We start from the raw sequence: 12,488 nt of genomic DNA on the forward strand, positions 1-12,488 counted from the left end.
TAAAATAATTATCCTTAAAAGATACACAATGAAAACAACAGCAATAAAAAAAACAATATATATCCTAACAGTTATCTCAGGCGGAATCATGATTCAGGCTCAGGTCGCTATTGGAAAAAGCACTGTAACCAATCCTTCCGTTTCTCTGGAATTCGGAACTGAAAATAAAGGAATTATCCTTCCCTGGGTTACCGATGCAGGTGCTGTGGCAGGTGCCGTGAACGGAACCATTGCGTACGATCTGTCAGACCACAAAGTAAAGGTAAAATATGCATCAGGATGGAAAGATCTTTCCGTGGACACCACAGGAACAACTGTTGATCCTGTTACCACAGCAGACGGAGTCGTGATTCAGAATAATGTAGTGACAGAAAACACCAATGCAGAAGTAAGAATCGGAACACCCACAACAAATCCCGGAATTTTGGTATTGGAAGACACCAATAAAGCAATGGTTTTACCAAAAGTAGCAAGTCCGCATCTTAATATCATCAATCCAGCTCCCGGAATGATGGTTTACGATACAACAGCCAAACAGCTCGCCGTTTTCAACGGGAATGTCTGGAGCTTTTGGAAAGGAACTAATTAAATGATTGTTTATAACACTTAAATATAAAAGAAAGCTTTGTCATATGACAAAGCTTTCTTTTTATGGATCAAGGCTTGCATTTAACCCGGATTTCCGAGCCAAAAGCTTCGGCTTTTGTGTGCTGCACTCCGATATCCGGGCTTTTTGCTCAAAATTTTGACCTTTTAACTCGGATTACCGAGCTAAAAGCTCGGATATCGGAGCTGAAAGCTCGGAGGTTTGACTATTATTCTCCGCCGTCCTTGTTTTATTTAGAATTTTTTACCTCTCGGAAAACGCTTCCCTAGGTCGTCTGCTATCGTTTTTGCCTCTGCATCTCCGGTTCTCGCCGCAAGCTTTACACTGCCGTAATAATAAAGGGCCTGTACATAAGCTTCATGTCCGCAAAGCATGATCGTGTCTTTCATCATTTCGCCTACCTGCTGCGATGCGGCATACAATGGCAATAAAGACTGATTGGCATTATAATCTTTTTTGCATTCCACAGCATCCATCATTGCTGGGATAAATTTGGGATTGGCGTTGGTATATTCTACGACTTTATTCACAAAGGCCACGCTTTTGTCACTCATTTTGGGCAGACTTTTGCGCTCTTCTGCAGTGATGACTCCCATATAGGGAGCAAGCAGATCTTTAATCTCCTGAAATTTTGTGCTTATTTGTGTAATTACATTCTCCGGAATTTCTACACTGATTTGGTTTTTCGACATAATTTTATTTTTAGTGTTTTTATTATTTCTTTAAAAAATGAATGCTTAAAAAACAATCGAGATACAAATGAAAGCCGTGTAATAACCTATCCTTTATTTTTTTACAAAGCAGCTACTCTCAAATATAAACAAAATCCGACCGAGAAAAGTATTTTATTAGTGTTTTAAGACAAATTAACGAAATTTTATCATGAAACAATTAAGAAATACTCTTTTTTATATTTATTGTATAATCAAAAAAACAAGGCTTTTTATATTAAAATTTAACAATAAAAGTAAATATTAAGAAAAATCAACATTAAAACTAATATATAATTCATAAAAATATTTTACTCTTGTAACAAATATTAGTTTCCTTATTAACAACAAAAACCTATGAAAAAGAAAAATTTTCTTGCTAAAGGCAGGTCATTATTGCTGTTTTTAGCTTTCAGCTCCATTACATTTTTTTCAGCCCAGACAGGTCCCACAGATGATTGGGATGGAGACGGAATCGTTAACCAAACTGATCTGGATGATGATAATGACGGAATATCAGACATCAATGAAGGCCTTTGTACAGCTCCTTTAATTTCAGCAGGATGGACAATCAGCGGAACAACAGCAAGCTATAATTTTGGAAATGGCGTAATTGCAAGAGTAAGCAAAGTATTAGGAACAGGCAATTTTACCAGTGAAACATTAAATACAACTAACTTTTGGACACCTTCAGTTGCAGGAAATCCTGCGTTGGGAAGTTTATATACTTGGGAATCTAGGATTATCATTAGATTTGAAACAGCATCAGGAGCACCTGTATTGATCGACAAACCAGTAATTCATGTTGATAGATTGGGAGGAAATTTCTCGGGTACTTTTGGACCTACAGGAACAGCAAGAGCGGTTTCAGCACTTATTAGTTTAGCTAATGGACTTACATGGACAGAGCTTTCAGGAACAAATGATTTTAATACAACGACTACTACCGCAAAAGACAATGGCGCTGGAAACACTGTAGCAACAAACTTTTTAGCGGAATCCAATACCGGGCCAGATAATACTCACGCCGCTGGAGGATCTTTGCAGATTAATCAGACCGTATCGGAGATCACACTCGATTTCCCAAGAGCTACAACAAATGTAGGGAATGCAGGTGGAGATGGGCTTGATATTGTTTTGAGCAATATCTGCCCGGTAGTAGATACAGATGGTGATGGTATTGCAGATCATTTTGATCTGGATAGTGATGGTGACGGCTGCTCTGATGCTGTGGAAGGGGGAGCAGAATTCCCAAGCTCTGTTTTGATTGCTTCAACCATAAGCGGAGGCAATACAGGAACAGCATATAATGGCTACGCAGGACCTATAAATGTGAATTTAGGAAATACAATTGATGCCAACGGAATTCCCACAATAGCTAATGGCGGTCAAAATGTTGGAAGCAGCAAAATTATCAGTCCCGACACAGACGGTGATGGTTTGGGCAACACCTGTGATCTTGTAGATAATAGACCCGATACTGATGGCGACGGAATCAAAGATGAAGACGATATTGATGACGACAACGATGGCGTACTAGACGCAACAGAAAGCCCTACATGCTTCTATACAACCACGGAAGCAGAAATGATATCTACTGTTAAAACTTCTCTCACTAATGATGACGGGTCCAATGTTGATCTTCCTTTTATGCATGATGGAGTTACAACAAGTGTGGCTGCAAGCAATAACATTATCTCAATCAATCAGGCAATAAACGGGGCTGTAATTTACACAATTGAATATCCTACATCCATCAAACTTACAAGCATTACCCATAACGGAACAACCTTTGGCACTGGCGCAACAGCAATGGTACAGGGGTCTAATGATGGTTTTGCATGGGTTGACTTAATGACGGCAGCTACAGCAGCTACAGCAGCTGCAAAAACATTTATAATTAACAATAATACCGCAAACAGCTATCGATATTATCGGATCGTAAAAGTTGCAGGAACAACTACTCCGGCAATTACGACATATGAGGTTTCCGGTGTTCAAAATGCTGCGGAATATATCCCTTCCTCTCATCCAAAACCTACTTGTAATACCGATACTGATACTGACGGAATTGTGAATCACCATGACTTGGATAGTGACGGTGACGGATGTAGCGACAGTGTGGAAGCAGGAAATACATCATTTACGGTTAATAACACGACAACTTACAATACAGGAACGGACGCTAATAATAACGGGCTGCTCGATCAGTTTGAAAACGGAACAACAGGAACTATTAATTATACATCTACATATGATCAATATGCTATTTTCGCAAATATAAGCGCATGTACCGATACTGACGGAGATGGTGTTGCAGACATTAGCGATATTGATGATGATAATGATGGTGTATTAGATACACAAGAAGATGTTTGTAACGTTCAGCCTGCTGTATATGTTTATGCTTATCCGTCACTTAGCCAGACTGGATCTGAAGTACAACCACTATATACATTGGGTACATCTACCACTACGCCCAATAGAGATGAAGTCGATACTTATTTTTACGGTGTGGGAGATGGAGTCAGAAGGCCTTCTAATACATCACTTACTTTAATAGAAGGCTCATATGGAATGGATGCTTCGATCAATACGGTTAATTTTTTCCAAAACGGACAACTTGATTTCCAAAATCAACCTCAGGCCAGCGTTGCAAATACAGGTGGATATTATATCATAGAATTTGTACTTAAAATTCCTGAAACAGCGAATACAATCAGCTTAAGAACTGACAGTGACTTCGCTTGTCGTCATGCGCTTTATGTAGCACATAATGGGGCTGCTTCACCACTTCCTTCTGTATCTAAAGCCGATGTAAGAGCGGTTGGATCCGGTAATGGAAGCACCACATCACCAACAATTACTTTTAGTGGGTCCGGAGGAAAATATGTGCGAATTGCATTAACAGCAAATGATGGAAATGCAAACTCAAGTGTAAAGCTACAATGGAGCATCAATGGTGCTGCATTTGTAAACGTTCCTTTTTCTGCCGCTTCTATAGATCCTTGTGTTGATGTAGACAGCGATGGTGACGGCATCCCAAATCGTCTAGATACAGATTCCGATAACGACGGATGCTCTGATGCCAAAGAAGCAGGAGTGATTGATTACATCATTGCAAACGGAGGAACTTACAGCCCCGGAACATTAGACAATCCTACCAATTCTTCATCTCCGGAAGTGACTGTCGGAAACAATACCCCTGCAGATTATGGGACCAACGGCTTCTATACAGCAATAGAATCAAATGATACACAATCTGCGGTTTATAACGGAACTTATACTTATGCCAATGCAATTGATTCCGCAATAACGGCCTGTACATTATTCTGTTACAGACCTGCCATTACTTCAGGAACGGTATTGGATACGCAGGAAGGCATCACTTCTCTTGGAAGAGCGGGCGTGAATAACTCAAACTGGCCAATGGTAAGAAAAGGTGGATGGATCGCCCTGGAAGCCAAAACTAAAGGATTTGTTCCCAACAGATTGTCAACAGCTGAAATTAATGCAATTCCGACTACCAATCTCGTGGAAGGAATGATGGTTTACAATACCACTCTGGATTGTTTACAGATCAATACAGACGGTACAGCAGCAGGATGGAAATGCTTTAATACACAAGCGTGTCCTTAATCATTCTTAAAATAATTATCCTTAAAAGATACACAATGAAAACAACAGCAATAAAAAAAACAATATATATCCTAACAATTATCTCAGGCGGAATCCTGATTCAGGCTCAGGTCGCTATTGGAAAAAGCACTGTAACCAACCCTTCCGTTTCTCTGGAATTCGGAACTGAAAATAAAGGAATTATCCTTCCCTGGGTTACCGATACAGGTGCTGTGGCAGGTGCCGTGAACGGAACCATTGCTTACGATCTGTCTGATCACAAAGTAAAGGTAAAGTATGCCTCAGGCTGGAAAGACCTTTCTGTAGACACCACAGGAACTACCGTTGATCCCGTTACCACAACAGACGGAGTCGTGATTCAGAACAATGTGACAACAGAGAATACCAATGCAGAAGTAAGAATCGGAACACCAACGACAAATCCCGGAATTTTGGTTTTGGAAGACACCAATAAAGCAATGGTTTTACCAAAAGTAGCAAGTCCGCATCTTAATATCATCAATCCAGCTCCCGGAATGATGGTTTACGATACAACAGCCAAACAGCTCGCCGTTTTCAACGGGAATGTCTGGAGCTTTTGGAAAGGAACTAATTAATTTAAGATATAAACTGGTTTTTATAAAAAAATATTAATAAATTTAGCCTACAATTAGGTTTTATTATAGCCCCAATTGGGGCTATTTTTTATAATATTATGAAACAAACTTTATTCTTTATTTTTTTAATTTTCAATATATTTACTTTTTGCAATGCACAAAATAAGGCGTCGTATGCTGTTTATTTAGATTCTGCAAACGCTTATAAATATAATAACTGGAAAAAAGCAGAAGCCAACATTCAGGAAGCTAAAAAAATTGTCCCCGAAAAAAACCTGGGTGATTTTTATTTAAGTTTAATAAAAATATATGTTGATGTAAATTATTTTGACACTGCATTAGACTACTGTACAAAGGCTTATTCTGTATTTACGGAAGGAAAAAATACAGAAGATCTGGCAAAAGTCGACAGCTTCTTCGCATATATTTATGCGCAGCTTAATGATCCCAAAAGGGCAATTACTTATTATAAAAAGACATTAAATTTTTATACCAAAAAAAATGATAAAGCAGCTATAATCAAGTCATTGAATAATTTGGGAAATGCTTACCTGAATTTATCCAAATATGATTCGTCACAATATTATTTTCAGAAAAGCCAGGTTATTTTCCAGCATTATGAAAATCCTATTTTGAAAGTTTTTGTGCTTTCAAATCTCGGAAAGCTGTTTTTTTATAAAAAAGATTATGCGCAGGCAGAAAAATATTTGTTGGAGGCGAAAGATATTTTGGATCATAATAAAATAGACGATAAGGAATCAAATTTTAATGCAAATTACAATCTTGCCAATTTTTATATTGAACGGAAAGAACCCGAAAAAGCTTTATTGTATGCAAAAAAAGTGGGCGAATATATAGAGAAAAACACGGTAAGTTTCGTTAATATAAAATATCTTAAAGCATTGTATGAAGCTTATCTCCTGAATAAAGATTATGAACATTCTTCACGGGTTTTCAAAGAGTACGATTCCATAAGAGATCTGATGAATATTGAGGAAAAGGCAGTAAATGTGGAACGCTTAAAAGCAGAACATGAATATCAACTAAAGAAAAAGCTCGATACGCTGGAGCAGGATAAAAAGAATATTGTCTATGTCATAATATTGGTGATATTTTTATCGATTACGATTATCTGTATTCTTTTAGCATTCAATTATAAAAACAAAACAGAGGCTCTCAACCTTGAAAAAAAACTCATCGAAGCTCGCGAAAAAGAACTGGAAATTGATAACCAGATGAAAGAGAAGATGCTGGTACACAAATCTATGGAACAAAACAGGGTGGAAGGAATTTTCAGATCAACTATTGAAAAAATCGACAATCTGAAAGCCAAATCCAACAGCAATTCGCTAAATATTGAAGAGATTTCTGATATTGCCAATAATATGAAAGTAAATGTAAAACAAAATATTTGGGACGATTTCGAATATCATTTTTTACAGATACATGAATCTTTTTATGAAAATTTGGATAAGAAACATAATCTTACCAATTATGACAAGAAATTAGCCGCTTTATTAAAGCTTAGATTATCGACTAAAGAAATTTCAAATCTACTTAATGTTACTCCGAAAACAATTGAAAACTCACGAACAAGACTTAGAAAAAAGCTTGACTTGACAAATACTAAAGAGGATCTTCTTCAATACCTTGATAATTTTTAAATATCTATTAATCAGGCTATTATAAAATACACATTAATGATAGGTGCTTGTTTATTGCATGGTATGTGGTAAATAGGTGCTGTGTTTCACTTTTATTTTGTGCTTATATTATTTCTTTGTTTCATAAATAATAAATTCACATGAAAAAGTTATCAACAATTTTAATGATTGCATTGGCTATTTCCAGCGGAAAAGCACAATGGAATCCGAATACCAACCAAAACTTACTTGTTGGAGACACCGGAAACGGGGCTATATTTTCTGCAAATACAAGTGACGGAAAAACCTATATTGGGTTTTGGAAACAGGTTGCAGCTCCAGCAAATTATGAACTAAGGTTACAGATATTAGATCAAGATGGCATAAGTCAACTAGGTCCAGACGGCTTGCTGCTTAGCAACCAAATCCCAATGGGAACTTATACTGTTGTTCAGAAAACAGCAGTAGATTCTTCTAATAATCTTTACATAGGTGTTACGGGAACTGGCACAGGCAAACCTGCATATATTTTTAAGATTACACCACAAGGTACCTCTGTATGGCCCAACGGTATCAATACCGGTGAAGGGTATTTTCCTACTGTACTCCCTTTATCTAACGGTGACATTATTGTAGGACAAATGCCGGATTCTCAACCACATATGAAAGTACAGAGATTTAATTCTGCCGGACAACCGGTATGGGCAAATCCTATAAACATTACTGCAGATGTTGCAACCAGTAAAACAGCACCTGCCGACTTATATGAGTTGTCAAACAACGAAATCTCAATCATTTTTCACAAACGTGGAAATTTCGGAACAGGTTCCATTTTGTTTGCACAAAAAATAGACTTCAACGGAAATATTCTTTGGGCAGACGGCGCTAAACAAATCAGCACACAATCTACAGCTTATAACGTTGAATATTCCGGTATTGTAGACGGGGATGTCATATACTATGGCTACACAAGTGGTCAGGGAGGTAGATTCGATTCATATCTACAGAGAATAAACTCTGATGGTACATTGCCATGGGGTGTGAACGGGGTAGATTTTGATACCAATCAAACCAACTACGAAAGAAACATGAGAATAGCATATGCGCCGGGGTCACAAAATATATGGGCAATCGCAAACTATACCAATACGGCACAGTCAGAAGGCGGAGAATATGTGCAGAAGTTTGAGAAAACTACAGGGAACAGATTATTCACCAATAATGCAAAACAGGTTTTCCCTATTACAAACGAATTGATGGTACACGACGGTAACTTACATTTGGTAGATGGTAAGCCTTATTTCATAGTTCAAAAAAGAATAAACACTGCATTGCTTCCCTATTCTTTAAATGCTGTTTTATTGAATGACAGCGGAGATTTTGCATGGACACAGCAGTATATTCCAATGGCAACCTTTAATGCCACTAAACCATATGTTTATAGTTTAAAGCTTGTAAATAATCAAAGTGTGATTGTATTTAAGGAAAATAAAACGAATGATCCGGTGGCCAATCCGCTTATTTATGCACAAAACCTCGTTATTCCTGCTACAAATCTAGGAACAAGCGATAATATTATTAAGACAAAATCAATCAAATTATATCCTAATCCTGCAACGGAGGTTATTCATTTGGATGGCGCAGAAGATTCATCTTATGCAATTTATAATGCTGCTGGCCAGTTGGTAAAATCTGGTGAAATCACGAAAGGAGAAATTGCAGTTCAGGAGCTTGTAAAAGGTCAATACATTTTGAAGCTTGAAGGAGAACAAAAAGGTATAAAATTCATTAAAAACTAATTAATTTCTTAAGACTTTAGATTTAATATCATTCATAAAATTACCTTCATTAATATTATGGAATAAGGATTCGATGTTAATTTAATTTAACTGAGAATCCTTAAACCCATAATGTTAGCAATAAAAGCTTTCATTAATGATGATTGCTTTTTAGTTTATAATTATCTGAATTTTTAAAGAACTCATTTCGACTAATGAAATAAATGAAAAACAAAGCATTCGCTTTATGACAAAAAACAACAGCATAAAACTGTATACCGTAGACACTTTAGTGCCTGCGTTTTCTCAATTAAAAGGTTTTTTAATATACAGCCTGCAAGACTTTGTAAAGCATATAGACAGTCTTGAAAAAACACATCGTCACGATTTTTATTCACTGATTATCGTTGAATCAGGAAAAGGCTCGCATACCATTGATTCTACTCCTTATTCCATCTGCAAAAACCGTATTTTTCTGTTAACTTATGGTCAGATACACGCCTGGCACGAACTAAATAATGCTAAAGGATATATAATTATTTTTACCAAGTCATTTTACAATCATATTTATACCGGAAACAACAAAATAAAAAGCGATTTAATAAATTATAATGATATTCCGTATATCGATGTTGATGATCGTTCCATCAAAGAATGGATGTCTCTTGCGCAGTTGATTTACAACGAATATCTCCGTGAAAAAAAGCAGCATAAAGAACTGATTTGTATTTATCTGAAGGCTGCTTTGGTGAAATACAGCCGCTATTATTCTTCTAACATCGAGACTATAACCGTTAAAAAAGATCATAAGCACATGCTTATACAGCAGTTTAAAGAATTGGTGGATCTAAAGTATAAACATTGGAAACTTCCAAAAAATTATGCTGATGAAATGAGCATCAGCCCACATTATTTAAATGTGCTTACCAAAAAAATAGTAGGGAAAACAACGGGATCTATCATTAAAAATAAAGTGATTTTGGAGGCAGAAAGGTTATTGAAAAATACAGATCTTACGGTAAGTGAGATTGGATATATTCTGGGTTTTAATGACAAATCAAACTTTAATAAATATTTTAAAAAACAGATGAACTGCACGCCCGAGTTCTATCGCAAAAAAGATCATTCCAACAATTAAATATTCTAAATATCTAATTATCTGCTAATTACAAACAGCACCACACAAGGTCCCTTTTGTACCTCGTACGGAATATGTTGAATGTTTAATTTTGTACCCGTCTTAGAAACCAAAACAAATGATGAAAAAAGCAATCTATAATTTCCCCTTATAGATTTCCAGAATAAGACTTTACAGATCTTATGATAATAAAATTTTGAACAAAAAATAAAGTCCTTTTTAGTACTTGATGGCGTTCTGTATTTATTTTTTGAGAATAAATTTTATTGCTAAAATACTATGAGATTAATGCATTTAATTTCACAACGATTCTAAAAACACACTAAACTAATATCCTAAAAAACAAATTAAATATAGAATTATCTATCGGTCATTCACTGAATAGATTCTCAATAAGTATTCTATAATTAAGAAAGAAAACAAATGAAAAGATTTATTTTGGCAGCAGGAATGTTAACATCTGCTGTTATGTATTCACAGGTCGGGATTGATACAGAAACTCCAAAGGCAACCTTGGACGTAGTGGCCAAGCCTACAGATATGGCAAAACCCGATGGTTTTATCGCCCCTAGGCTCACCGGAGATGCGTTAAAAGCGAAAGATGCGATATATACCGCAGACCAAAACGCTGCGATTGTATATGTGACCACGCCTTTGGCGGCTTCGAACGTAAGTGCAAAAACTGTAAATGTCACTTCTATTGGATATTTCTACTATGATGCCCCAAATGATATTTGGGTGAAGATGAGTGGCTCTGCTACAGGTATGGAACCTTGGTATAACGTAGCGACAAATCAACCGGCTGATTCTAATACTCAGAATATTTATCAAATGGGAAAAGTAGGGGTAGGAACTATACCAAGTGCAACCTCGCCATATCAGTTGCATGTCCTTAATACAGGAGCTGCTGATGATACAGCAGCTAAAGGGGGAATTAATAATTTTCTAAATAATCAAGGATCGGGAAGTAGCACCGGGATTTTAAACAATGTGATTGATAACTCTGCGAGTACAACAGTGGGAGGTACGGCTTATGGTATTCTGAGCAATGTAACTGATGTTTCAAAAAAACCTCACTCAGGTTATGGAGCAAATGTATCATATAATCTTACGGGTTTTAGGAATAATGGTGAGGCAACACATGTTCATGGTGGGTCAAATTCTGTCACTCTTAATGCAGTTGGTGGAGATCTTATCTCGGGATATTCATATGGTAATTATTCTACTGCTAGAGCTACTGCAAGTACAGGGAATTTAAGGCTTAAATCTCTTCGAGCCTATAGTGGCTATGCAGTGCCTATTTCGAACAGTGGATTTACATTTACAGCAACTGAAGTATACGGAGCACATTTGACCGTGAGACCGCAAGGTAATGGAGATGTAAATATTGTTAATGCAATTGGTGCTAGCGGACAGCTTGATTTTGAAAAAACAGGTGGCTCACTCACTACCACTGGCTATGCTACAGGCTTGCGAGCAAGTGTAGAGCTTCAAAATTCAGGAACTTATAATATAGATAAACTTATGGGCCTATATGTTCGCAGCAGACAGGATGCAACCGCAACAGCTGACATAAAAAGTTCTTATGGTATATTTATCGAGCCCTTCCGCTTTACCGGAGATACAGAAGAAAATGCCTATAATTTATTTTCAGACGGAACCAATACCAAAAACTATTTTAGCGGAAAGATAGGTATTGGAACAAAAAATCCTTCCACAAAATTAGAAGTAAATAATGGCACAATCAATGGCGCAATTAAAATTGTAGACGGCACACAGGGTGAAGGTAAAGTACTGACCAGTGATGCAAATGGTGTCGGAACCTGGCGTTCATCTGCATCATTTAAAACCACAGCTTTGGGAGTATTTCCTTCCTCTAATATTACAACACATTCAGATCTTGTAACTTTAAATACAACAGGAACCGATCCGTCTGATTCACAAAAGTATACCGGAGTTTATATAGATTTGGAGCCTGGTAAATGGATTATCAATTCAGGAATGACCATTTACTGCTTTAAGGCTGATCTTACACATTTCCAGCATGCTTATTTGTCTAATTCTCAAACTGCTGTCGTTCAAAATGACTTTCAGAATCTTGGACCTGGTGCTAATGCAGCTTTTGCAGGAAAAATTTCCAATGGTTCTGTAGAAGGTATAGATGCAGACCCTCAGCGTAATGCCAATTTCTTATCGGGATCTTCAGTAATCAATGTAACACAACCAACAAGAATATATCTGCTTTTGGAAAATAAACCAGACCTGTACTGGTCTTACTCTACTTCAGCATGGGAAAATTATTTTTATGCTCTTCCTATAAATAATTAAAAAAAAAGTAAAGCTCCTTTGCTCGATTTTCAATACAATTGCAGCATTG

The 12,488-nt window shown here is 36.8% G+C and carries 8 protein-coding genes; 7 read left to right on the top strand and 1 reads right to left on the bottom strand.

The window, feature by feature from the left end; translation table 11 throughout:
- Nucleotides 1–28: 28 nt before the first annotated feature.
- Nucleotides 29–589: a phage tail-like protein gene (locus AC6CHK_RS01400; RefSeq protein ID WP_498092842.1), complete on the top strand. Its 561-nt coding sequence runs from the start codon at nt 29–31 to the stop codon at nt 587–589.
- Nucleotides 590–840: 251 nt separating this feature from the next.
- Here the strand turns inward: AC6CHK_RS01400 and AC6CHK_RS01405 are convergent, their stop codons facing one another.
- The gene (locus AC6CHK_RS01405; protein WP_498092843.1) at nt 841–1,299 is read right to left on the bottom strand and encodes a hypothetical protein; all 459 of its coding nucleotides are present in this window, start codon (nt 1,297–1,299) and stop codon (nt 841–843) included.
- Nucleotides 1,300–1,674: 375 nt separating this feature from the next.
- Between AC6CHK_RS01405 and AC6CHK_RS01410 the strand changes: the two genes are divergently transcribed.
- From AC6CHK_RS01410 to AC6CHK_RS01435, 6 genes are all read left to right on the top strand, one after another.
- Nucleotides 1,675–4,956 (top strand): phage tail-like protein, encoded by a 3,282-nt coding sequence (locus AC6CHK_RS01410; RefSeq protein ID WP_498092844.1) that lies wholly within the window; start codon nt 1,675–1,677, stop codon nt 4,954–4,956.
- A 35-nt stretch (nt 4,957–4,991) separates the two neighbouring features.
- On the top strand, nt 4,992–5,552 hold the full coding sequence (locus tag AC6CHK_RS01415) for a phage tail-like protein (protein ID WP_498092845.1): 561 nt from the start codon (nt 4,992–4,994) through the stop codon (nt 5,550–5,552).
- 98 nt (nt 5,553–5,650) lie between these two features.
- Entirely contained in the window at nt 5,651–7,216 is a 1,566-nt protein-coding gene (locus AC6CHK_RS01420) for a tetratricopeptide repeat protein (protein ID WP_498092846.1), read from the top strand.
- A 140-nt stretch (nt 7,217–7,356) separates the two neighbouring features.
- Nucleotides 7,357–8,994 (top strand): T9SS type A sorting domain-containing protein, encoded by a 1,638-nt coding sequence (locus tag AC6CHK_RS01425; RefSeq protein WP_498092847.1) that lies wholly within the window; start codon nt 7,357–7,359, stop codon nt 8,992–8,994.
- A gap of 226 nt (nt 8,995–9,220) precedes the next feature.
- Nucleotides 9,221–10,111: an AraC family transcriptional regulator gene (locus AC6CHK_RS01430; RefSeq protein WP_498092848.1), complete on the top strand. Its 891-nt coding sequence runs from the start codon at nt 9,221–9,223 to the stop codon at nt 10,109–10,111.
- A gap of 423 nt (nt 10,112–10,534) precedes the next feature.
- The gene (locus AC6CHK_RS01435; RefSeq protein WP_498092849.1) at nt 10,535–12,439 is read left to right on the top strand and encodes a hypothetical protein; all 1,905 of its coding nucleotides are present in this window, start codon (nt 10,535–10,537) and stop codon (nt 12,437–12,439) included.
- The last annotated feature ends 49 nt before the right edge of the window (nt 12,440–12,488 follow it).

The sequence above is a fragment of the Chryseobacterium sp. GQ58 genome (assembly GCF_059758895.1).

Coding starts and splice junctions, on each gene's coding strand:
- AC6CHK_RS01400 (WP_498092842.1), top strand. CDS start 29: ATGAAAACAACAGCAATAAAAAAAACAATATATATCCTAACAGTTATC.
- AC6CHK_RS01405 (WP_498092843.1), bottom strand. CDS start 1,299: ATGTCGAAAAACCAAATCAGTGTAGAAATTCCGGAGAATGTAATTACA.
- AC6CHK_RS01410 (WP_498092844.1), top strand. CDS start 1,675: ATGAAAAAGAAAAATTTTCTTGCTAAAGGCAGGTCATTATTGCTGTTT.
- AC6CHK_RS01415 (WP_498092845.1), top strand. CDS start 4,992: ATGAAAACAACAGCAATAAAAAAAACAATATATATCCTAACAATTATC.
- AC6CHK_RS01420 (WP_498092846.1), top strand. CDS start 5,651: ATGAAACAAACTTTATTCTTTATTTTTTTAATTTTCAATATATTTACT.
- AC6CHK_RS01425 (WP_498092847.1), top strand. CDS start 7,357: ATGAAAAAGTTATCAACAATTTTAATGATTGCATTGGCTATTTCCAGC.
- AC6CHK_RS01430 (WP_498092848.1), top strand. CDS start 9,221: ATGACAAAAAACAACAGCATAAAACTGTATACCGTAGACACTTTAGTG.
- AC6CHK_RS01435 (WP_498092849.1), top strand. CDS start 10,535: ATGAAAAGATTTATTTTGGCAGCAGGAATGTTAACATCTGCTGTTATG.